Source organism: Methanococcus aeolicus Nankai-3, from assembly GCF_000017185.1.
GTDB classification, from domain to species: Archaea; AGJL01; Methanococci; order Methanococcales; family Methanococcaceae; genus Methanofervidicoccus; species Methanofervidicoccus aeolicus.
Genome location: NC_009635.1, coordinates 927,600 through 949,397 on the forward strand (window position 1 = coordinate 927,600; position 21,798 = coordinate 949,397).

Sequence of the window (21,798 nt, forward strand, 5' to 3'; positions counted from 1 at the left end):
AGTTATACAAAAAGTTCCCGAACGAACCATATATAATATCAACTTAATATCCATACACAGTAGGATTTGTTAATATAATAAGTTCTTGAACATATATATTATTAACATATATGTATATTATTAATATTGACATCATATTTGAAATATAAATATAAGGAAATTGAATTAAAAATTAATTAAATTCCCCAGAATGGATTGTTCTCTAACTTTCTTTTTAATTCCACATATCTTTCAAATGCCTCTCTTTCGTCCCCCCTTAACTCGCCCATATAATTATGAGATAATATTCTTACCTCTGGTTCAGGGAGCTCCACATACATAATATCATCTTCCCCGATATGTCTCCCAAGAATTACAGTTCCATCAATAGAAATTGGAACCTCCATTCCAACTTTTGCCTCTTTTATATTTTCCTGTTTTTTATCTTTAATTTCTTTAACAGTCCCTAATCTTTTACCCTGTTCATCTACAACAGAACAGCCAACTCTCAGCGTTCCATATACTACCTCCACGCCACAAATGGCGGGTTTTGTTTTATTAAAAATACATCCGGGAATTATTCTCAATATGGCGGGTTTTGTTAATCTATTAAACTCATCTGATTTTAATAATTCTTTCATTTCTTTTGTCCATTCTTCATAATCTTCAACAAGTTTATAAATAATGTCTCCTTCGAATGTTTTTATCTCATATTTTTCTACTTCACTTTTTGCATCTGCCAATAGTTTTGAGTTAAATAATATAATTGCCCCATTTAATGGATTAGTTTGAGCATAAGATGAAGCTTCGATTACATCTTTTTTTGAAACATCTCCAACTTCTGCCTTTTTGATTTTTGCACCTACCTTTCTTAATTCTGTTGCAAGTGCCTCCAATGAACCAAGAGTATCTGCCTTTATAATTATACCTTCTTCGTCTAGTTGTATGGCTGTTTCCTCTATCTCTTCCACAATTTCGGCTTTTGCCTGTTCCACCATATTTTTTGGCACAATTCTTAAAGGGCTACCTGCTATAATATTGTCTAAATCAGGGGCAGATATTTTAAGACCAGTTGCAGCACTAATTTCATTCATTGTTTTAAATTTATCCCTCGGGTCCCTCATTTCATCTAGTGCCTTTGGCTTTAAAAGAGCCTTTATTCTAGAAACCACAATTCCGTCGGGATTTCCTATTACAATGTAGTCCCCCCTTTTTGCCACGCCATCATAAATTATGGCATCCATGGTTTTTCCAAGCCCTCTTTCTTCTTTAACTTCAAGAACTGTTCCTTTGGCATATCCTTCTACATTTAATTTTAAATTTTGTTCCATAAATCTTTGAGCAAGACCGGAAATCATAACAAGTAAATCAGGGATTCCCTCCCCCGTCATTGCAGATATTGGCACAATATTTATGGTTTTTGAAACATCTTTTACTCTGGAAAAAAGGTCGGCTTCAAATCCCCTTTCTGCCAGAGGTGCTATCACATTTTCATACAACTTAATTTCAAATTCTGTTAAAGCATTTGGGTGCTGTTTCTGTTCGTTAAAGTTTGTAATGAATGCCCCATCTACGGAGCTCCACCCCGGCAACCTATCAATTTTATTTGCTGCAACTACAAATGGAGTTTTATTTTGTTTTAATATATTTAGTGCCTCTATTGTTTGGGGCATGAATCCTTCATTTATATCTACAATCAATACTGCAATATCTGCCAGAGCTCCCCCTCTTTTTCTGAGTGAAGTAAATGCTGCATGCCCCGGTGTATCTATAACTAATATTCCGGGAATGGTTAAATTTGCACCCAACATTTTAATTAAATCCTTTGATATTTTCTTTATAATATCTATTGGAATTTCACTTGCCCCGATGTGTTGAGTAATTCCCCCTGCCTCTCTCTGTGTAACCCTCGTTTTTCTAATTTTATCGAGCAAACTTGTTTTTCCATGATCTACATGACCAAGAACACTAACTATTGGACATCTTAATGCCATATCTATCACCGTTTAAAAATAAAAATAAAATAATATCACTATAATCACATAATAACCGTTAAAAATAAAAATAAAATAATATGTTGTTATCTAATAATATATCTAAAATAATATGAGATTTATATTATATATATTTATTTATATCACATTAGAAACTCATTAAAAATATAGGAATTGCTGAAAAAACCATCGCCAATGCAACAATTATCGCAAAAAACTTTTTTTTATCCATTGTTATCCCTCAATCCTAAATAAGATGTTTTGACTAGTTTGTCTTTACTAATATTTAAACTTTTCAGTATCTCAAATAATTCATTAATGGCCTGTTCTTTTTCAGATAAATCATTGACAACCTTTTCAAATTCAACATAGGTTCCAACATTTTCAACTTCGTCGATGGTTATTATTATATCCTGTTCTTCTTTTTGATATATTTCTCTTATTTTAGTTATGGGCTTCACTGGTTTAAATCCAAGTCTTTCAAATATTTTTCGTGCTGTTTCCCCGTCATCTATTTTTATCTCTAATTCTTCCCTTGTTTTTGATATACTATCTATTTTAGCTCCCTTATAAGTAATATTATAATAAGTTTCTTGGCTGTCAAGATTTATTGACTGCCTAATTCTAACGGCTTCATCGGTTTCTTTAAAATCCCTATCTATTCCATTAAAATATGTATCAATTTCTTTCTTTTTTGCGATTTTTTTAAATCCCATTTCAATTATATTATTTATAAAATTTGGAATTTCCATTTTTTCCATTTTTGCCTTTAACTCTACCTCTATCATACTACCACCAATTTTTTAATATCTTCCTTTAAAATATTTTTTAATTCTATTATTTCATTAATTGCAATATTTTCAACTGTAAGCCATATTATTACAATATTATCCCCTTCTTTTTCAAGTGTGGTGGATAATATATTGCCACCCAGATTTGAGATATTTAAAGATATATCTGCCAAAAGCCCAATTCTATCTTTTGCTATTATTTGAACTTTTGTAGTAATTAAACTTATTTTATTTTTTTCAACCAAATATATTCCTTCTTTTGTTAAATATGCTCCGCCAGACCTGCCTTTTTTCGTAGTTAATAACCCCAAATCCCTTAAAACTCGAATATATCTATCTACATTTTTTGGGTGAAGGTTTAATTGTTGAGCTATATCTTTTGTAGTATTGTATTTTAATAATTGTTCCATTATATTTTTAGTAGTTCCTTGGAGCTCCATGTTATCACATATATAATAATATTATAATATATATAATATTATTATCTATTATTTATTATTGAGTATTATTATATTATTTCGTGGTGATAAATTGCTAACTCATGTAGATGAAAACGGCGTAAAAATGGTAGATGTATCCAATAAAAAAGATGTTGGAAGAATATGCACTGCAAAAGGATATATAAAATTAAAACCTTCTACAATAGAAAAAATAAAAGAAAAAGAAGTAATAAAAGGAGATGTATTGACAACGGCACAGGTTGCGGGAGTAATGGCAGTAAAAAATACATCAAATACCATTCCAATGTGCCACCCCTTACCAATTACTTCAATAAAAGTTAATTTTGAATTATATGATGACAAAATTGAGGCAATTGTAACGGTAAAAACAACATATAAAACAGGCATAGAAATGGAAGCTTTATGTGGTGTTAGCACAGCACTATTGACCATCTGGGACATGGTAAAGGCCATAGAAAAAGATGAAGCCGGGCAATATCCTGAAACTGAAATATATGGAATAAAAGTAGTTGAAAAAATTAAAAATGAATAATTATAGTAAGTTCAAGAACTGTCCCTTGTTTGTCCAAATTATTATGAATGGGTATTTTAGTAATAATAATGAGTTAGCTTTATTAATATACCCAACTGAAAAAGACCGAAGATTGACTATACTCCATTATTAAAATACAGATCGAGTAGGATATTTATGTGGAATTTAGAAACCGACAGAGTAATAAAAGAAATAGAAAAATCAAATGGGAAAAATATAGTATTTCATGCACCAGAAGGTTTAAAATTAGCCGTTGAAAAAGAAATAGAAAAAATAAATGATTATTTTAACAGCACTAAAAATTTAATAATGTGGGGAGCTCCATGCTATGGTGCATGTGATTTATGCGACCATGAATTAAAATATAATAATATTGATTTAATAATTCACTATGGGCATGAGGAGCTCCCATATGCAAAACCAGACATACCAACAATTTTCATACATTGCTACTATATTTATGATGAAATTGAACAAAACAATATATTAAATAAAATAGATGAATATTTACAAAATAATCCAAACACCATAATTACAACCACAATACAATTTAAAGAATTGTTAAAAAAATATAATCCAAATATAATTCTTGGTTGTAGGGCAAATATATCCAATAAACCAAAATCAGAATTAGAACAGGGAACAGAGAAAGAAACAGAAAACAGCAAAATATTATATATTGGAACGGGGCGATTTCACCCATTAATGTTATGTTATAAATTTAAAAAATCTGTGAATTTATTTAATCCGACATCCAAAGAGTTTTCTGCCATATCAGAAGAGGAAGTAAATAAATTTATTAAAAAAAGAATTGGGGCCATTTCAAAATTATTAATAAATCCACCTAAAAAAATTGGAGTTGTTTTATCCACTAAAAAAGGGCAAAATAGAATAAATGTATACAATAAAATAATAAATTTATTAAAAGACAATAATATTGAATATATGCCGATTATATTAAATAATGCCTCACCAGATAATTTATTTTATGATGTGTCTGCATATATTATATGTGCCTGTCCTAGAATTGTGTTAGATGATTATTTAAATTACAATAAAACATTATTAACCCCTAAAGAGTTTGAAATGTATATTAAAAAAGATTTTGAATATGTTTTTGACGAAATATTATTTGATGATTTCGAACCCTAGGTTCAATTAACAAAATTATAAAATAATTTTGTCCAATTATAGTCAATCTTCAAAAACTGTCCTATGATAGTCCAAAATAATTAAATAATTATAGGTTTAATATTGTATGTATTATGCATAATACAGTCTTATCTGCGTATCCCCTGTATGAAAAAGTTCGAAGATTGGCTATATATAATAATGATAAAAATAGCAAATTGTAATAAAAATATAAAATCAAAAAATAGTAAAATTAATTTAATTAGTTATTTCTTTTATCTCTTTTCATTCTTCTAATTCTCTTTTTATAGTGGCTCCATCTCATTTGACCTTTCTTTTTCCATCTTCTTGAACTTCTTTTTATAGTATCACACTCGATTAATTTTATCAAATTTATAATATTTTATCATATAATCAATATTAATTATAATCATATAAATTAATTGCTCCATTTACTTTTTTCCACGACAATATAGTCGTCTTTAGTTTTGGGGGCAATTTTTAAGGCATCGTGTTTAAATGAAGTATCCAACTTAGAAATATCATCTTCCCTTAAAACATTTTTAGTGTCAAGAATATAATATTCTTCCTCACTATCAATTTCAAAGCTTTCAAGAACTGTTGAAAACTGTTCAACAATTTCTTCTGCCTGTTTTTGTATTTTTTCAATATCTATCATAAAAACCACATAAATAAATTATAATATACCATAATATATTTATAACTATTTATAATTTTTGTATGGCCGTATTATTTATAACAACCCATACTCTTTTAGTGCTGTTTCTAATTTAAATTTATTTTCTTCTTCCATTTTACATAATGGAAGTCGTAAATCACCAGCAGGCATATTTAATAAATTCATTGCGGTTTTTATTGGCACAGGATTAGTTTCAATAAATAAGGACTTCATAAGATTAAATAATTTATAATGTATTTCACGAGCCTCTTTAAATTTGCCTTCATTAGCATAATTTACCATTTGGACAAATTCATTTGGAACTATGTTGGCAACAACACTAATAACCCCATTACCTCCGAGAGATATTACGGGCAAGGTTAATTCATCATTTCCAGAAAGCACAGATATATCACATGAATTTATAACATCCGATATATGGGATAAATCTGGATTTGCTTCTTTAACAGTTGTAATGTTGCTGTATTCCTCATATAGATATTTTATAGTTTCAGGTTGGAGATTTACAGCTGTTCTAGAAGGAACATTATATAATACTATCGGAATATTTATTGATTCCGCTATTTTAGAGAAATGCTGTTTTAATCCTTCCTGGGTGGGTTTATTATAGTAAGGAGTTATTAATAGCACAGAATCAGCACCAACATCTTCCGCAAATTGAGAAAGTGCAATCGCCTCTTCTGTTGAGTTTGAACCAGCACCAGCTATAACATCCACCTTTCCATCACATACACTAACGGATTTTTCAATAATCTTTTTGTGTTCATCATGGGATAAAGTAGGAGATTCGCCAGTTGTTCCAACTGATACTATGCCATTAACTCCATTATCGATTAAAAAGTTTATGTTTTGTTCTAAACCTTCGTAATCTACTCCCCCATTTTTAAATGGAGTAATAATTGCAGGAAACACTCCTTGCATAAAATCACCAATTAAGACATATACCTACCATACTGATTATGCATCGACTTTTTTCATTTTTTTAGTTACATATCCTGCAACCCTATTTCTAAGTCTTTTGGTAGCTATCTCTGCAACCTCATCTATAACTTTTTTGTTTGTTTCAAAATCTGTGGTTAATCTGTCTTCATATTTTTCTACAAGGTCTTCCCCTGCTCTTTTAATAAATGTTTGTCTAATTCTTCCCAAGTTATCACCTGTATAGGAGCTCCTATTTATTTATTATATAATATATTTACATATTTGTGTTTTATTCAATTTACCGAAAATATATTAACCAACCATATATTGCAATCATTATTTAAATATTTTTCTTTTCACATGCCTTTTTTTGAAGTTCTTTGCTATGCTCCATCAATAAAGTCAATATTTCCAAAGACAAATTTGAGTCAAAATCATATTTATTGCATAATGATTTTATAGTCTCTTTAATATGGTGTTCCCTTTCTTCATCATTTATGGGCATGTTTAATTCGGATTTTAAATTTGCTATTTCTCCCGCAAACTGGGTTCTTTCAGCCATTAATTTAATTAATTGCTCATCTATTTCATTTATTCTATTTCTAATAATATTAAGTCTATCTTTTGGATTTGTCATTATTATCTCCAAAATATTTGTAATCAATAAATATAATAAATAAATGATAAAATATTATTCTATAAAAGATATATATTATAATATATTATTTAAGTATAACTAATAAAAGTATTCTATTATTGTGGATAACTATATAACCTATGAATAATATGTAAAATAAATATATAATATTTTAATATTTCAGGGAGCTCCATATTAATAATATATATGGACATGCGAACACATGCTTAAAGTAGATAATGATGAAAAGAGGGTTGTCTGATTTTATGATGAAACTTACCCGACCTGAATCTACCTTTTTTAAGTTTTTACTATTTTATTTTTTCTAAAACTTTACAACTTAACCAATTTTCATTGATATATTTTTCATAAACTGGCAATCTTTCTTTTAACGAATATCCAAATTCTTCGGTATATTTTTTTAATTCCTCTATTTTTGGCCATGGTGCCTCTGGATTTACAAAATCTTTTGTAATGGGCGACACCCCTCCCCAATCATCAACACCAGCAAATAAAAACAGCTGACCTGTTTCAGAATTTAAATTAGGAGGAACTTGAATAGATATATCTTTTAATATTAATTTTGCCACAATTAGCACTTTTAACATTTTTAAAGGAGTTGGTTCTTCATAATTACTCATAGGAATGCTTTCCTTTGCCCTAAAATTTTGAATAATTACTTCTTGAATATGACCGTATTTTTTATGAATATTGTTAATATCAACTAATGATTGAACAATTTCTTCATTGGTTTCCCCAATACCAACCAATATTCCAGTTGTAAAAGGTATTTTGAGTTTTCCTGCATCTTCAATCATTTTTAATCGTTTCTTTGGTTCTTTTCCGGGGCTATCTTTGTGGGCTATCGTATTATACAGCCTATCGCTAGAATTTTCAAGCATGAGCCCCATGGAAGCATTTACTTCTTTTAATGTTTTTAATTCCTCATAGGATAATATCCCGCAATTTGTATGTGGCAATAGGTCCGTATTAGTTAAACACCAGTCGGAAATATCATATAAATATTCTAAAATATTGTTGTATCCCATTTTCTTTAAATCTTCTTTTATTTTTGGATTTTCGTCTACGGTTTCACCAAAGGTAAATAATGCCTCCCTACAACCATGTTTATTTCCAGTTAATAATATTTCTTTTATTTCCTGTTTATTCATCAGTTTGTAGTTTTCTCTCCTAAATGTGCAATATCCGCAAATGTTTTTGCACCAATTACATATTGGAATAAATACATTTTTTGAGTAAGTGATATATTTTTTGTTATTGGTTTTATTGCCATTACCGATATTTTTATTTCCATTATTATTTATCAGACTTAATTTATCAATTATATCTTGTGGATTTTTTGAATTTAGAAATTCCACCATTTCCGATAGGAAATCCTCAAATCTTTGATTTGGGTATAGAAGCTTCGCTTCTATTTCATTAATATTATTCATGAGCTCCCCCAACAATATCTTTTAATTTAATATTTTTTTCAATTAAAAATTGTTCCATTTCCTCACATATTTTATCAAATATATCGTATCCCCTATAATATACACCAGTTCCAACCTGAACAGCAGAGGCACCAGCCAACATAAACTCTATTGCATCTAATCCCATGGTAATTCCGCCAACTCCAATTATTGGGAGCTCCACCGCAGAATAAATATCATAAACATTTTTTATGGCAATTGGTTTTATTGCCTTTCCAGACATTCCACCAAATTTGTTGCCCAATATTGGTTTTTTGGTTTCTATATCTATTACCATGCCCGGACCAAGTGTATTTATTGCCACAATACCATCGGCCCCAGCATCTTCAACGGATTTAGCTATTTCTTTTATATCCGCTACATTTGGAGTTAATTTAGCCATAACAGGTTGTTTATTTACACAGTCCTTTACAGCAGATACAACCGAATGAGATAAATCTGGATTTTGTCCAATTTGAGCCCCATAAAAACCTCCCGCATGTGGGCAAGATATATTTAATTCGATAACATCTACAAATGGACTTATTGTTTCTGCAACTTTTGAAAATTCATTACTGTCTTTTCCATATATGGAACCTATTATTTTTACGCCCATCTTTTTTAAATCGTCCCTTATTTCTTCAATTTCTCCAACATATTCATTTATTCCGGGATTTGGCAACCCCATGGCATTTAAAAATCCACCTTCTACTTCTACCATTGTAGGATTGTTATGCCCCATTTTCTTTTCTAACCCTATGGATTTCGTGCATACAGCACCAGCCCCATTTTTTCCCATTCTCTTTAAGGCACTTCCTGTCTCCCCCATAATTCCCGCGGCAAGGAATACGGGATTTTTAAAATCAATACCAAATAAATTTGTTTTTAACATTATATCACCATAATTTATTTTTATTATAATTATTTCCTTAATCTATTTTTATAACTATTTTCTTTTTTTCTTCTTTGAATCACTTTATAATATTTTTCATGAGGAACTTTTAAAAACTTTTCCCTTGATTTTTTAATTGTGCCCGATACCCCCAATATGATTATATTTATTGGATTCTTTTTGTATTCATTGATAGATATTAGTGCCGATTTTACAAAATCTACCTCTTCCCTCGTTATTCTCAATAGACCTTTTGGGTGGGTATAGTCAATTAACCAAGGATTACACTTGGAGCTCCCCCATACCCCATAATAATTTATCAAGGAGCTCCTTATTAAATTTACAACTTCGCCACCAGATAGCTCGTTATTGTATATAATTTTAAATGAAATATATCTCTTTTTTTCCCGTATCGTTGGAGGTAATGTTTTAAGCAATTATATCACCGATAAAAATAATAAATATACAAAATATACTTAAATATAACTTAAATATAATTTACATATAGCTATATACTTATACATATAATAATCATACCATCTATTTATAGTCAATCTTCGGACAATTTTCCGTAATGCAAGTGATTAAATAGTATAAAATCTCTCTTATTATGATACAAAACAGAGAAATACCTTTAATCGTTTAGGGCGGATAAGGGACAGTAATTGAACTTACTATATTGTTATTTTATTTTTTCTTATTCTATTTATTGTTATTAATACTATAAACGGTGATTTCGTGATAACAGATTATGCAAAAAAGATATTAAATGAAACCCTATCCTACGATGTCGGATTTGGAGATTTAACCACAGAATTAATTATTCCCGATAGCCACACTTCAAAAGGAATTATAAAAGTTAAAGAAAATGGTGTTGTGGCATGTGGGCTAAATTTTGTAGTAGAATATATAAAAGAACATAATTTAAAGGTAAAAACATTTGTAAATGATGGAGATGTTGTATCAGAAAATACAAATATTTTGGAAATAGAAGGAAATACCAAAAAAATATTGACAATTGAAAGAACAATTTTAAATTTTTTGATGCATTTATCAGGCATAGCCACAAAAACCCATAATGTTGTGGAAATGGTGAAAAAAGTAAATAACAATGTAAAAATTGCCTGCACACGAAAAACTCTTCCGATGTTGTCTCCTTTGGAAAAATATGCCGTATTTGTAGGAGGCGGGGATACTCACAGATTTAGATTAGATGATATGATAATGATAAAAGACAACCACATAGAGGCTGTTGGTATTGAAAATTGTTTTAAAATAGTAAAAAAATTAAGTTTTTCCAAAAAAATAGAAATAGAAGTAGATAATATTGAGCAATTAAAAGAAGTGTTACAATATAAGCCTGATATTGTGCTTTTAGATAATTTTAAACCCGAGGATATTGGCGGAGCTCTTGAAATTATTGAGGAAAATTATAATAAAAATAAATACACCTATAAGCCATTAATCGAAGTTAGTGGAGGAATTAACGATAAAACAGTATTAAATTATGCAAAATATCCTATTGATATAATTTCTATGGGCTGTTTAATTCATTCAGCAATTGCTGTTGATATGGGGCTTGATTTAAATAAAACTAATGATTAAAAATATAATATGGTGTGCTCGGAGCTCCAAACAATACAAAAAATATTAAAAAAATAGAAATATTAAAAATAAATTATTATTTAATTATTTACTTATTACTCTTGTTATTTTATATCTTCCAACAGCTTCGAAGTATTCTACTTCCATACCGCTGTCTATTTCCTCAACATCCTCAGGCATTGGGATTTCTAATGTATCAAATGTTTCTAAATCCATTATTTGAACTAAATCTCCCATAATTGATAAAACTTGTCCTTTTCTTTTGTCAATTAATGGAACATCTGCTCTTGATGAGGTTGGTCCAACATGCTCTTTTTTAACATTTTCGAATAGTCCCATTGCTGTTAATCTTATTTTAGCTCCTCCGTGTTTTCCCGGTTTTGACTTTGTCATATCTACAATTCTACATGGCACTTCATCAATTACGATGTATTGTCCTACTTTTAATGAACCCAATTCTACTGGTTTTGTTCCTGGCATTTAATCACCTAATATATGTTTCGTTTTTTATTGTTTATTGAATTGTTTTATTATTGATTGTCATATATAGTATATAAATATTTACATGAAAAAACTATATCTTTAATATTTTTATTAATATTTATAACTAATTATAAATATTTTGCAATTTCTTTTGCCCAATAATTTATAATAAAACTTGCCCCTGCTCTTTTTATGCCATGTAGTGTTTCTATAATAGCATCAGTCCTATTTATCCAACCATTTATTGAAGCCGCTTCAATCATAGAATATTCTCCACTTACACAGTATGCTCCAATTGGTATATTAAAATTATCATTGGCAATTTTTATAATATCCAAATAAGGAAGTGCAGGTTTTACCAATATTAAATCGGCTCCTTCTTCAATATCTAATTCAATTTCACGAATTGCCTCATTGGAGTTCCTATAATCCATTTGATATGTTTTCCTGTCTTTTATCTCTGATTTTGGAGCACTTTCTGCGGCATCCCTAAATGGACCATAAAATGAGGAAGCATATTTTGCACCGTAGCTCATTATGGGTATATCCGTGTGATTGTTTTCGTCGAGGGCTTTTCGCAGAGCTCCAACCCTACCGTCCATCATATCCGAAGGAGCAATTATATCCACGCCACTATTTGCATAAGATATGGCTATTTTTGAAAGTATGGGTAGCGTTTCATCATTTAAAACTTTATTATTTTTATAATCAATTAAACCACAATGCCCATGTGAAGTATATTCGCATAAACATGTGTCAGCAATAACTAATAAATCATTTCCCAGCTCTGCCTTTATGTTTCTTATGGCTTTTTGGATAACTCCATTTTCATCATATGCTGATGATGCAATTTCATCTTTATATTTTGGTATTCCAAATAATATTACAGCTGGAACCCCTAAATCTGCTATTTCCTTACATTCTTCAACTACGCCCTCTGTGCTAAATCTATATTGATTTGGCATTGAAGTTATTTCTTTTTTTTCACTTCCTTTTAGGGTTTCGTCAATAAATAAAGGCATTATTAAATCATTTTTTATAAGGGTAGTTTCACCGACTAAATCTCTAATTTTTTTGGTGTTTCTTAATCTTCTTGGTCTTTTTATCATGGTATTGCATCTCTATCTATTATTCGCAATAATAATAAAATATATGGTATATTGTAATATATAATATAAAGTATATAATAATATTAATAATAAAATATATTGTTGTAGCATTATATTATAATGATATCATATTAGGCATCATATAATTTATTAAATCTTGGTGGATTAATGAAACAATTTGCAGAAATTATTTCTAATTTATTTCCTTATTGGTTTATAATCTCTATGACATTACTTTTTAAAAATATCGTAGAAATAATATTAATTGGAGCATTGCCTTTTATTGTATGGGTGATTTATGCCAAATTAAAAAATCAACAATGGGATATAGAAGATAGAGCTCCAAGAATTGTGCCATTGATATTATTAATTTGTTATGGATTTTTAATATATCCTTTCATCGACCATGGATATTTAACAATGATATTTTTTATAAATTTAATAATAATATCGACTATTACAGTATTTTGGAAAATAAGTATCCATTGTTATGGGAGCTCCACAATATTAATATTATTGGCACACAAATATTATGGAGATAATACAATTTTTTTTATTGCCTTGGTATTTAATCTATTAATATTAATATCTACGATGTGGGCACGACTATATTTAAATAGACATACAAAATTGCAGGTTGGAATTGGGACATTATTGGGATTAATTATAAATATTGTGTTGATTGGCACCATAACCTGAATAACACATATAAATATTATATTAAATAAAATATAATATATTAAAATATAAAATTAATAATTTGTGAGGGAATAATATGGTAACTTTAAAAACCCCATTATCAAAGGAAATCATTAAAAAATTAAATGTTGGAGATATTGTTTATTTAAATGGTATAATTTACACAGGAAGAGATGAGGCCCATTTAACAATATTAGAAGAAGGCGAAAAACCAGAATCAAAAATAATAGTGGAAAAATTAAAACATGGCGCAATATATCATGCAGGACCAATAATGAAAAAAGAAAATAATAAATGGAAATGTGTGGCAATAGGTCCAACAACTTCCGCTAGAATGAATAATATGGAGGAAGAATTTATAAAAATAACAGATATATCTGTTATAGTTGGAAAGGGGGGCATGAAAGATGAATTATTAGATGCATTTAATGCCCATGGTGTTGTATATCTGGGAGCTCCGGGCGGTTGTGCCGCACTTCTTGCAAATTCAATAGTGGAGGTAAAAGGAGTTTATTATGAGGAGCTAGGTATGCCCGAAGCATTTTGGGAATTAGAAGTTAAAGACTTTGGGCCCCTTATTGTATCAATGGACGCCAACGGAAACAGCATTTATAAAGAAGTAAATAACATAGTTAATAAAAATTTAGAAAAAATGATACAATAAATCAACGGATATTATATTTTATATATGGAATATATAATCATGCATGATTATTATCATAAATGAGATTAAATATTATACATTAGATATTTTTGCAAATGGCGGAGGGATATTATGGAATCTTGGAACTTAAAATATAAAACAAAATGCTACAATTGTGGGAAAATCGTAGACCAAATAATTGAGATATATCCAAATCAGGCATTTGTAAAATGCTCAAATTGTGGTGCAACAAGATACTATATTTTAAAAACTGTTGAAATTGATAAAGGGAATATAATTGAAGAAGAAAAAGATAAAAAAAGAAAGTTCGACAACTGGTTATTGGAAAAAGAAGCTAAATGTTATAATTGCAATACATTATACATACAAGATATATTAATAACTGAATCTGGTATGTATGTAAGATGTAGAAATTGCGGATTTGCAAGATACTACTGGTTCCATATGATGGAAATACCAAATAAATAATTGAACGGTTATTTTTACTTTTTTTACTTTTTATTTTTTTATCCACTCTCACAATATTTTTTTATCCAATTAACAAAAAGGGCAATGAATATATATTATTATCTAAATAATAGTAATCACTATATTATTAAATAGTTGTGTGTGTGCAATACACAAAACCAAAACATTTATATAGAAGTTCAAAGGTATATTACTATATATTACTATAGGTTGGCATATAATCAATTTAAAATGACAACATTTATAATCAATGAAATTCATAATTATAATAAATTTTATACTAATTAATAAAAAAAAGGTGGTATTATGGAATTAATAGTAGCTGAGGCATATCAAGGGGATGTGGGTAAAAGCATAGTCCGTATAGACCCCATAACAATGGAAAAATTAAATTTAAAATCGGGGGATGTAGTAGAAATTGAAGGAAAAACCAAAAGTTATGCAACGGTTTGGAGAGGATATATGGAAGACCAAGGAAAGGGAATAATTAGAATGGACGGAATATTAAGACAAAATACAAAAGCTGGAATTGGGGACAAAGTTAAAATAAAAAAGACAGAAGTAAAAGAGGCAAAAAAAATAACCCTTGCTCCAATGCAGGAAGTTAGATTTGCTGGGGCATTCAATGACCATGTTAAAAGTAGATTAATGGGACAAGTTGTTGGAAAAGGCTCAAAAGTTGTAATAGGGGTACTTGGAACAGCATTTCCATTTATAGTGGTAAATACATCCCCAAAAGGGGCTGTAAAAATTACAGAATTTACAGATTTCGACATAAAAACTGAACCTGTATCAGAAATAAAAGAATCTAAAATACCAGATATAATTTACGACGATATTGGGGGATTAAAAGAAGAAGTTAAAAAAATTAGGGAGATGGTGGAGCTCCCTATGAGATACCCAGAATTATTTGATAAATTAGGTATCGAACCACCAAAAGGAGTTTTACTCGCAGGACCTCCGGGAACAGGTAAAACACTACTTGCAAAAGCCGTAGCTAATGAAGCAGGAGCTAATTTCTATACCATAAATGGTCCGGAAATTATGAGTAAATATGTTGGAGAGACAGAAGAAAATTTAAGAAAGATATTTGAAGATGCTGAGGAAGAAGCTCCAAGTATCATATTCATTGATGAAATTGATAGCGTAGCTCCAAAAAGAGATGAAGCTTCTGGTGAAGTTGAAAGAAGAATGGTAGCTCAGCTCCTTACGCTGATGGATGGATTAGGCGGAAGAGGACAGGTCGTAGTAATTGCAGCCACAAATAGGCCTGACTCATTAGATGGTGCATTAAGAAGACCAGGAAGATTTGATAGAGAATTAACCATTGGTGTTCCAGATAGAAAAGGTAGAAAAGAAATTCTACAAATACATACAAGAAATATGCCACTCGAAAATGTGGATTTAGACTATTTGGCAGATGTTACACATGGTTTTGTTGGTGCTGATTTAGCTTCATTGTGTAAAGAGGCGGCAATGAAAACACTTAGAAGATTACTTCCAGATATTGACTTAGAAAAAGAAGAAATACCTGCGGAAATTCTTGAAAACATTAAAGTAACAATGAAAGACTTTAAAGAAGCTTTAAAAGAAGTTGAACCATCAGCATTAAGAGAAGTTCTTGTTGAAGTTCCAAATGTGAGATGGGAGGACATTGGAGGATTAGATGAGATAAAACAAGACCTCATTGAAGCTGTTGAATGGCCCATAAAAAATAAAGAAGTATTCGAAAAAATGGGAATTCGACCACCTAAGGGAGTATTATTATTCGGTCCGCCTGGAACAGGTAAAACCATGCTTGCAAAAGCCGTAGCTAATGAATCACAAGCTAACTTCATAAGCGTAAAAGGTCCAGAAATATTCTCAAAATGGGTCGGAGAAAGCGAAAAGGCAATCAGAGAAATGTTTAAAAAAGCAAGACAGGCAGCCCCTACTGTGATATTCTTTGATGAAATTGACAGTATTGCTCCAACAAGAGGTTCAGATATGGGAGGAAGTGGAGTTGCTGAAAAAGTTGTAAATCAACTTTTAACAGAACTTGATGGATTAGAAGAACCAAAAGATGTTGTAGTTGTTGCAGCTACAAATAGGCCAGATATGCTTGATTCTGCGTTATTGAGGCCAGGGCGATTGGATAGAATTGTGCTTGTTCCAGTCCCAAATAGTGATGCAAGATACAAAATATTCGAAGTTCATGCCAAAAATATGCCAATAGCCGAAGAAGTAGATTTAAAGAAACTTGCAGAAGAAACAGAAGGATACACAGGAGCTGACATTGAAGCAATATGTAGGGAAGCTGCAATGACAGCACTTAGAGAAAATATAAATGCTGAAAAAGTTGAGTTAAAACACTTTAAGAAGGCAATGAAAAAAATAAGACCATCTGTTAAAGAAGGAGATATGGCAGTTTATGAAAAATTGGCAAAAGAATACAGTGGAAGCTCCGAGGCTGACGAAGAAGAAAACGAAGAAAATTAATTAAATAATTAATTTTTCTATTTTCTATTTTCTATTTTTTGATATTTTTCCATTATTTTTAATTTTTATTCTATGGGTAATTCTATTTTCACGAATATTTATATATTATTATATCCTATTATATATCATGTCAAAAAATAAAATAATAAGGGACCCAATATATAAAGATGTGTTAATCAATAGTGGCGAAATTGATATAATTGACAGCCCAGAAGTTCAAAGATTAAGAAATATAAAGCAAACAGGTTTAACTTGTATTGTTTATCCTAGTGCCAACCATACCAGATTTGAACACTCCATAGGGACTATGTATATTGCAGGAGAAATTTTTAAAAGATTTAAGGATATTGACACCCAATTAATAAGAATTGCAGGACTACTGCATGACATAGGGCATCCCCCATTTTCCCATACTCTTGAAGTAAATGGTTACGACCATGAATACCACACTAAAAAAAAGATTAAAAAAATGAATTTTGAGAATTATACTTCCAATGAAATAATTAATGTTTTATCTTCTAAAAGTATTGAAGGAATGCTACTTAGCGGAGATATTGATGCCGATAGAATTGATTATTTAATGAGGGATAGTTATCATACGGGGGTGGCATATGGTTCAATTGATTACAACAGATTAATTGGTAGCATGATATTATATGGAGATAAAAATAATAGCAATGACCACCATAATAAATTGGCAATATTAGAAAAAGGAAAAATTGCAGTAGAATCTTTACTAATTGCACGATATCAAATGTACCCTACTGTTTATATGCATCCTACTTCAAGAATTTCAGAAACAATGCTAAAACAAGCCACTGTTGAAGCCATAAGTGAAAAATTATTTAAAGTGCATGACCTTTCCATCATGGACGATATTGACTTAATTTCAATTATACGAAATCAGAGAGGGGAAGAATCAAATAAATTAATTAATATGATAGATAGAAGGCAATTATTTAAAAATATAGTCACGCTAAAATATGGGGAGCTCCTTCCAATTGAAAGATGGAGATTAATTAATTTAAGTGATTACAATATACGAAAATTGGAAGGGGAGCTCCTTGATAAATTTGATATTAAAATATTTTTGGATATACCCTCATATCCTAAAATGAATGAGCACAATATTAAAATCGTAATAAATGATAAAATCTATCGTTTAAACCATATATCTCCCCTTGCAAATAGTTTAAAATTAGCATACATAAATTCTTGGGATGTTAGAGTTTATGCATCTCCTGAAATAAATGGAACCATTAACAAAATAACCGATAAAGATATAGAGGAAATTAATAAATATATCTTTGAATTCATTGAAAATAAAACTAAACATGGTGAATTATACCACATAATTGAAGAAAATGAGAAAATAAGAGGAAAAGGTAATTTAATAAATATTATAAAAGAAAAAGGACTGTCTGAAAAAGATGTAATTGAGGAGCTCCAAAAATTAACTTTCTGTGGCCTAATCAATGAAACTGTTGAAAAAATTGGGGGAATATATAGATATGATTATAGTATCAACAATAATCTAAAAAATTAAATTAAAAAGAAATTAAAAGGAACTAATATGAAGGCACGAATAGGAAGACAGGTAAAGCACTTTGAAAACATAGATGTAGATTGTATAACTGCAATATTTTCCAAAAACAATTTATACAGATATACATTACAGATGCAATATAAAGACAGAATAGAACAAAATAACACCATTACAGTTATTCTTAAAAATCCATCTTCGGCAAATGAAAAAATGGCAGATAACACTATACGAAGAGTAGAAGGCTTCGTTCATTGCAATTTTCCAGATGTAAAATATTTAAATATATTGAATATTTTTGCATACCGGGCAACCGATGCAAAAGATGTTAAAAATGCCCTAATAAACAATGGATTAAATTATATTGTAGGAATAGAAAACGATAAATACATAAAATCATTTGTAAAAGAAAGTGATTATATAATTAAAGCATGGGGCGGAAATAGTGGAATTAATAAAAAAGCATATAATCAAAGAATTGAGCAAGTAAATGATTTAATACATAATAATGTTAAAAAAGATGTTCCTATTTATAGAGTAGATGGCAATGGAAAAGGGAGCTCCTTGTATCCATTTCATGCCTGTTTTTGGAGTTATACTATGGGATTAGAAAAATATTAAATATATATGTTATTTCAATGCTGAACCAACATCTTCAAAACCTTGCCTTAATCCTTGCCCTGCTCTTTTTTGTAAATATTTTTGGTTAAATAACATGTAATAAACATTTTCGGCATGTTCCTCTGCTCTTCTTTTTGCAAGCCAGTCTAACTCTTTTCCGTCTTTTGCCTCGTCCTCATGAACAAATACTTCTATTATATGTTTATTTGTCATTAACTGTGCCATCATAAGACCCTGAGATGCCTCATGAGCACAAACTTTATCTTTATCCATTTTTCCGGGCATACCCAATGCCATGGTTATTTCGCATCCCTCTTCCTCTATTAGTTTTTTGCATGCAACTGGTAGGTCTTTCATTCCCGGAACTGTGTATCTTATTATTTTTATTTTATCAGTCATATTGTTTAGCGTTTTAATGGCTACTGATGCCATATCCACCATAGCAAATGTGGTATCGGCTATACCTACTTTAATTGTCATAATTCCACCGAATTATATATTATTTTTAAAATATTATATATTTCATCTATTTTATGTTAAATTATTTTATTTGTTTATTTTATCCATGTAGTAATTTATTAATTCTTCCCCGTTTAAATGTGCCAAACCATGTTCTTCCGCATATTTTTCGGTTTCCGCTCTGCTCATGGCTTTTCCATCGTCCCCCATCATTTCGCAAATTGTGGTAATTGGAGTTAAACCAGCCAATTCTGCAAGAGCTACGGTCATTTCCGTATGTCCTTCCCTATTTTTTAAAAGTCCTTCTGATGCCCTCAACAACACCACATGTCCGGGAGCTCTGAACTCTTTTCCAAAATCATTGTATCTTTTTTCTTTTAGGAGCTCCGCCAATTTTTTTATTGTGAGTGCCCTATCATTATCAGTTATTCCTGTAAATGTGCTCCTATGATTTACAGTTATTGAAAATGAAGATTTTTCATCATATGGTATATCATTAGGATACAATTCTTTTAAAATAGGGAATTTCTCATTTGCACAATCGAACACATCAATCATAAAAGGAATTCCGACAGCTTCACAATATTTTGGGTGTATTGCTGTGCAAATTAATCCTCCCCCGTCTTTTCTCATAGTTCTTATGTGTTCAGGAGTTATAAATTCCGAAGCTACAACCATATCGGCTTCCCCCTCCCTATCATCGCTATCGTAAATTAATATCATTTTTCCATTTTTTAAATCATTTATGGCTTTTTCAATTTTAGCATTTTCACTCATTGTTTAACCTCTTAAAATGAAATTATTTTATAGATGCTCAATAATTTTAATTATAATTTATAATCTAATTTTTACCATATAATTATTTTTTAAAGATAAATATTTTCTCAATTTAATGGGGGCTATTAATTCTATTACATTATTTGGATGCTCAGTTTTTTTTGGATATACGATAGCACCATTTACACAATAATCTTTTATACATATTCTTACAGGTATTAATTTAACGCCATAGTATTTATTATTTTTATAATAAAAATCATCCACTTCTATAGGATTTAACTCGTTTAAATTTATTATATATCCTAATTTAACATTTAAAGTGCCTTCATAAGGTTCAAATCCAAGAATATTTTTAAATTTTTCTTTATATGGGGGAAGAGACATGTAGTGCTTCCCTTCACCTTTTCCTGAAACTACACGGCCAAATAATTTATTTAGCATTTAAATCATCACCAATATTATAGGTATATTTTTTGAATTTATTTTTAAATATAATCTAATTAATATTGGGTTTCATTTAATAAATAAGTTATGATGGAATAAAAAAATAAATACAATAACTACAAAAACATTGAAGTCCCCAATAATATTTAAAAATTAAAAAATAGGTGGTATTTTGATAGGCATAATCGGAGGAACTGGAATATCTACAATATTAAATAAAGGCAGAGAGGAAATAATAAACACAAAATATGGAAATGCAAAGGTATTAATTGATAAAGAAAGCGATGTAGTTTTATTATTTAGGCACGGCATACGCCATAACACCCCACCACACAAAATAAATTATAGGGCCAATATTATGGCACTTAAACAGCTTGGTGTCGATAAAATTTTAGCAATAAATGCCGTAGGTTCATTAAAAGAAGAAATAACTCCGGGAAGTTTTGTAGTGGCAAATGATTTTATAGAATTCACAAAAGAAAGGAAAAGCACATTTTACGATGGAGAAAATGGCGAAGTTGTGCATATTGATGTTTCAGAGCCTTATTGCCCACAAATGACAGAATTAATAAAATGTTTATTGAATAATAGGGGCTACAAATATTGCGAAGGCACCTATGTATGCACAGAAGGGCCAAGATTTGAAACTAAGGCAGAAATAAATTTCTATAAAACAATAGGAGATATTGTGGGCATGACGGCATACCCCGAAGTAGTTCTTGCTAGGGAGCTCCAACTATGCTATGGTTCTATATGCACAGTCTCCAACTATTGCACAGGAATATCTAAAAGTAGATTAACTATATCAGAAGTATATGAAACAATAAATGAAATGGAAAATGAAATATTGAATATTGTGGAGGATATAATAAATTATAAACGGGACCAATGTAGTTATTGTAAAAATATACTAAATGATGCTAAAATGTAATATA

General features: G+C 29.9%; 26 protein-coding genes. 10 read left to right on the top strand and 16 right to left on the bottom strand.

Translation table 11 applies throughout. The features are described from left to right. Positions 1 to 176: 176 nt before the first annotated feature. The 3 genes from infB to MAEO_RS04545 all read right to left on the bottom strand — a co-directional run bounded on the left by infB (position 177) and on the right by MAEO_RS04545 (position 3,204). Positions 177 to 1,973 carry a translation initiation factor IF-2 gene (infB, locus tag MAEO_RS04535; RefSeq protein ID WP_011973614.1) on the bottom strand — a complete coding sequence of 599 codons (1,797 nt, stop codon included), beginning with the start codon at positions 1,971 to 1,973 and terminating at the stop codon, positions 177 to 179. Between the two features lie 224 nt (positions 1,974 to 2,197). Next, on the bottom strand, positions 2,198 to 2,761 hold the full coding sequence (gene cyaB / locus MAEO_RS04540; protein WP_011973615.1) for a class IV adenylate cyclase: 564 nt from the start codon (positions 2,759 to 2,761) through the stop codon (positions 2,198 to 2,200). Then, positions 2,758 to 3,204 (bottom strand): ACT domain-containing protein, encoded by a 447-nt coding sequence (locus tag MAEO_RS04545; protein ID WP_011973616.1) that lies wholly within the window; start codon positions 3,202 to 3,204, stop codon positions 2,758 to 2,760. Before MAEO_RS04545 ends, cyaB begins: the two co-directional genes overlap by 4 nt. Positions 3,205 to 3,295: 91 nt before the next feature. On the opposite strand from MAEO_RS04545, the gene moaC reads away from it, so the two are divergent. Further along, positions 3,296 to 3,757, top strand: a complete 462-nt coding sequence (gene moaC, locus MAEO_RS04550) for a cyclic pyranopterin monophosphate synthase MoaC (RefSeq protein WP_011973617.1) — start codon at positions 3,296 to 3,298, stop codon at positions 3,755 to 3,757. Between the two features lie 156 nt (positions 3,758 to 3,913). Further along, positions 3,914 to 4,909 (top strand): diphthamide biosynthesis enzyme Dph2, encoded by a 996-nt coding sequence (gene dph2, locus MAEO_RS04555; protein WP_011973618.1) that lies wholly within the window; start codon positions 3,914 to 3,916, stop codon positions 4,907 to 4,909. A gap of 241 nt (positions 4,910 to 5,150) precedes the next feature. Here dph2 and MAEO_RS08095 read toward each other — a convergent pair whose 3' ends face one another. From MAEO_RS08095 to MAEO_RS04590, 8 genes are all read right to left on the bottom strand, one after another. Then, the gene (locus MAEO_RS08095) at positions 5,151 to 5,279 is read right to left on the bottom strand and encodes a hypothetical protein (RefSeq protein WP_011973619.1); all 129 of its coding nucleotides are present in this window, start codon (positions 5,277 to 5,279) and stop codon (positions 5,151 to 5,153) included. A gap of 48 nt (positions 5,280 to 5,327) precedes the next feature. Then, positions 5,328 to 5,567, bottom strand: coding sequence for an Asp-tRNA(Asn) amidotransferase subunit GatC (gene gatC / locus MAEO_RS04560; RefSeq protein WP_011973620.1), 240 nt, complete (start codon positions 5,565 to 5,567; stop codon positions 5,328 to 5,330). Between the two features lie 75 nt (positions 5,568 to 5,642). Next, positions 5,643 to 6,509 (bottom strand): 4-hydroxy-tetrahydrodipicolinate synthase, encoded by an 867-nt coding sequence (gene dapA / locus MAEO_RS04565; protein WP_011973621.1) that lies wholly within the window; start codon positions 6,507 to 6,509, stop codon positions 5,643 to 5,645. A 36-nt stretch (positions 6,510 to 6,545) separates the two neighbouring features. After that, on the bottom strand, positions 6,546 to 6,737 hold the full coding sequence (locus MAEO_RS04570; RefSeq protein WP_011973622.1) for a 30S ribosomal protein S17e: 192 nt from the start codon (positions 6,735 to 6,737) through the stop codon (positions 6,546 to 6,548). A 112-nt stretch (positions 6,738 to 6,849) separates the two neighbouring features. Next, positions 6,850 to 7,146 carry a chorismate mutase gene (locus MAEO_RS04575; RefSeq protein WP_011973623.1) on the bottom strand — a complete coding sequence of 99 codons (297 nt, stop codon included), beginning with the start codon at positions 7,144 to 7,146 and terminating at the stop codon, positions 6,850 to 6,852. 311 nt (positions 7,147 to 7,457) lie between these two features. Beyond that, entirely contained in the window at positions 7,458 to 8,528 is a 1,071-nt protein-coding gene (gene cofG / locus MAEO_RS04580) for a 7,8-didemethyl-8-hydroxy-5-deazariboflavin synthase subunit CofG (RefSeq protein WP_048062491.1), read from the bottom strand. 64 nt (positions 8,529 to 8,592) lie between these two features. Further along, on the bottom strand, positions 8,593 to 9,510 hold the full coding sequence (locus MAEO_RS04585; protein WP_011973625.1) for a dihydroorotate dehydrogenase: 918 nt from the start codon (positions 9,508 to 9,510) through the stop codon (positions 8,593 to 8,595). A 29-nt stretch (positions 9,511 to 9,539) separates the two neighbouring features. Then, positions 9,540 to 9,947, bottom strand: a complete 408-nt coding sequence (locus MAEO_RS04590) for an Rpp14/Pop5 family protein (RefSeq protein WP_011973626.1) — start codon at positions 9,945 to 9,947, stop codon at positions 9,540 to 9,542. Between the two features lie 301 nt (positions 9,948 to 10,248). On the opposite strand from MAEO_RS04590, the gene nadC reads away from it, so the two are divergent. Next, on the top strand, positions 10,249 to 11,115 hold the full coding sequence (nadC, locus tag MAEO_RS04595; RefSeq protein ID WP_011973627.1) for a carboxylating nicotinate-nucleotide diphosphorylase: 867 nt from the start codon (positions 10,249 to 10,251) through the stop codon (positions 11,113 to 11,115). Between the two features lie 84 nt (positions 11,116 to 11,199). Here nadC and MAEO_RS04600 read toward each other — a convergent pair whose 3' ends face one another. Together MAEO_RS04600 and hemB are read right to left on the bottom strand one after the other, a co-directional pair. Then, positions 11,200 to 11,595 carry a translation initiation factor IF-5A gene (locus MAEO_RS04600; protein ID WP_011973628.1) on the bottom strand — a complete coding sequence of 132 codons (396 nt, stop codon included), beginning with the start codon at positions 11,593 to 11,595 and terminating at the stop codon, positions 11,200 to 11,202. Positions 11,596 to 11,726: 131 nt separating this feature from the next. Further along, positions 11,727 to 12,707: a porphobilinogen synthase gene (gene hemB / locus MAEO_RS04605; RefSeq protein ID WP_011973629.1), complete on the bottom strand. Its 981-nt coding sequence runs from the start codon at positions 12,705 to 12,707 to the stop codon at positions 11,727 to 11,729. Between the two features lie 168 nt (positions 12,708 to 12,875). Here hemB and MAEO_RS04610 point away from each other — a divergent pair, with 168 nt between their 5' ends. The 6 genes from MAEO_RS04610 to MAEO_RS04635 all read left to right on the top strand — a co-directional run bounded on the left by MAEO_RS04610 (position 12,876) and on the right by MAEO_RS04635 (position 19,180). After that, positions 12,876 to 13,406, top strand: a complete 531-nt coding sequence (locus MAEO_RS04610; protein WP_011973630.1) for a hypothetical protein — start codon at positions 12,876 to 12,878, stop codon at positions 13,404 to 13,406. Between the two features lie 76 nt (positions 13,407 to 13,482). After that, a complete protein-coding gene (locus tag MAEO_RS04615; protein WP_011973631.1) occupies positions 13,483 to 14,070 on the top strand; it encodes a FumA C-terminus/TtdB family hydratase beta subunit in 588 nt (195 codons plus the stop codon). 111 nt (positions 14,071 to 14,181) lie between these two features. Then, the gene (locus tag MAEO_RS04620) at positions 14,182 to 14,538 is read left to right on the top strand and encodes a hypothetical protein (protein ID WP_011973632.1); all 357 of its coding nucleotides are present in this window, start codon (positions 14,182 to 14,184) and stop codon (positions 14,536 to 14,538) included. 306 nt (positions 14,539 to 14,844) lie between these two features. Continuing rightward, positions 14,845 to 17,016 (top strand): CDC48 family AAA ATPase, encoded by a 2,172-nt coding sequence (locus MAEO_RS04625; protein ID WP_011973633.1) that lies wholly within the window; start codon positions 14,845 to 14,847, stop codon positions 17,014 to 17,016. A 127-nt stretch (positions 17,017 to 17,143) separates the two neighbouring features. Further along, positions 17,144 to 18,562 carry an HD domain-containing protein gene (locus tag MAEO_RS04630; RefSeq protein ID WP_011973634.1) on the top strand — a complete coding sequence of 473 codons (1,419 nt, stop codon included), beginning with the start codon at positions 17,144 to 17,146 and terminating at the stop codon, positions 18,560 to 18,562. A 27-nt stretch (positions 18,563 to 18,589) separates the two neighbouring features. After that, complete coding sequence (locus MAEO_RS04635) at positions 18,590 to 19,180, top strand: DUF1643 domain-containing protein (protein ID WP_011973635.1); 591 nt, start codon at positions 18,590 to 18,592, stop codon at positions 19,178 to 19,180. Between the two features lie 9 nt (positions 19,181 to 19,189). On the opposite strand, the gene ribC is transcribed toward MAEO_RS04635, so the two are convergent. From ribC to ribK, 3 genes are all read right to left on the bottom strand, one after another. Beyond that, positions 19,190 to 19,660: a riboflavin synthase gene (ribC, locus tag MAEO_RS04640; protein ID WP_011973636.1), complete on the bottom strand. Its 471-nt coding sequence runs from the start codon at positions 19,658 to 19,660 to the stop codon at positions 19,190 to 19,192. 66 nt (positions 19,661 to 19,726) lie between these two features. Continuing rightward, positions 19,727 to 20,416: a 3,4-dihydroxy-2-butanone-4-phosphate synthase gene (ribB, locus tag MAEO_RS04645; RefSeq protein WP_011973637.1), complete on the bottom strand. Its 690-nt coding sequence runs from the start codon at positions 20,414 to 20,416 to the stop codon at positions 19,727 to 19,729. Between the two features lie 57 nt (positions 20,417 to 20,473). Next, positions 20,474 to 20,860: a CTP-dependent riboflavin kinase gene (ribK, locus tag MAEO_RS04650; protein WP_011973638.1), complete on the bottom strand. Its 387-nt coding sequence runs from the start codon at positions 20,858 to 20,860 to the stop codon at positions 20,474 to 20,476. Positions 20,861 to 21,035: 175 nt separating this feature from the next. Between ribK and MAEO_RS04655 the strand changes: the two genes are divergently transcribed. After that, positions 21,036 to 21,794 (top strand): MTAP family purine nucleoside phosphorylase, encoded by a 759-nt coding sequence (locus tag MAEO_RS04655; protein ID WP_011973639.1) that lies wholly within the window; start codon positions 21,036 to 21,038, stop codon positions 21,792 to 21,794. Positions 21,795 to 21,798 lie beyond the last annotated feature (4 nt).

Bases quoted from the DNA above. Each gene is read 5' to 3' on its own strand.
- MAEO_RS04625 (WP_011973633.1), top strand. From the start codon at position 14,845: ATGGAATTAATAGTAGCTGAGGCATATCAAGGGGATGTGGGTAAAAGC.
- ribC (WP_011973636.1), bottom strand. From the start codon at position 19,660: ATGACAATTAAAGTAGGTATAGCCGATACCACATTTGCTATGGTGGAT.
- gatC (WP_011973620.1), bottom strand. From the start codon at position 5,567: ATGATAGATATTGAAAAAATACAAAAACAGGCAGAAGAAATTGTTGAA.
- hemB (WP_011973629.1), bottom strand. From the start codon at position 12,707: ATGATAAAAAGACCAAGAAGATTAAGAAACACCAAAAAAATTAGAGAT.
- ribK (WP_011973638.1), bottom strand. From the start codon at position 20,860: ATGCTAAATAAATTATTTGGCCGTGTAGTTTCAGGAAAAGGTGAAGGG.
- cofG (WP_048062491.1), bottom strand. From the start codon at position 8,528: ATGGTGGAATTTCTAAATTCAAAAAATCCACAAGATATAATTGATAAA.
- MAEO_RS04545 (WP_011973616.1), bottom strand. From the start codon at position 3,204: ATGGAGCTCCAAGGAACTACTAAAAATATAATGGAACAATTATTAAAA.
- MAEO_RS04620 (WP_011973632.1), top strand. From the start codon at position 14,182: ATGGAATCTTGGAACTTAAAATATAAAACAAAATGCTACAATTGTGGG.
- MAEO_RS04630 (WP_011973634.1), top strand. From the start codon at position 17,144: ATGTCAAAAAATAAAATAATAAGGGACCCAATATATAAAGATGTGTTA.
- dapA (WP_011973621.1), bottom strand. From the start codon at position 6,509: ATGCAAGGAGTGTTTCCTGCAATTATTACTCCATTTAAAAATGGGGGA.
- MAEO_RS04600 (WP_011973628.1), bottom strand. From the start codon at position 11,595: ATGCCAGGAACAAAACCAGTAGAATTGGGTTCATTAAAAGTAGGACAA.
- infB (WP_011973614.1), bottom strand. From the start codon at position 1,973: ATGGCATTAAGATGTCCAATAGTTAGTGTTCTTGGTCATGTAGATCAT.
- MAEO_RS04585 (WP_011973625.1), bottom strand. From the start codon at position 9,510: ATGTTAAAAACAAATTTATTTGGTATTGATTTTAAAAATCCCGTATTC.
- dph2 (WP_011973618.1), top strand. From the start codon at position 3,914: ATGTGGAATTTAGAAACCGACAGAGTAATAAAAGAAATAGAAAAATCA.
- ribB (WP_011973637.1), bottom strand. From the start codon at position 20,416: ATGAGTGAAAATGCTAAAATTGAAAAAGCCATAAATGATTTAAAAAAT.
- MAEO_RS04575 (WP_011973623.1), bottom strand. From the start codon at position 7,146: ATGACAAATCCAAAAGATAGACTTAATATTATTAGAAATAGAATAAAT.
- MAEO_RS04615 (WP_011973631.1), top strand. From the start codon at position 13,483: ATGGTAACTTTAAAAACCCCATTATCAAAGGAAATCATTAAAAAATTA.
- MAEO_RS04635 (WP_011973635.1), top strand. From the start codon at position 18,590: ATGAAGGCACGAATAGGAAGACAGGTAAAGCACTTTGAAAACATAGAT.
- MAEO_RS04610 (WP_011973630.1), top strand. From the start codon at position 12,876: ATGAAACAATTTGCAGAAATTATTTCTAATTTATTTCCTTATTGGTTT.
- cyaB (WP_011973615.1), bottom strand. From the start codon at position 2,761: ATGATAGAGGTAGAGTTAAAGGCAAAAATGGAAAAAATGGAAATTCCA.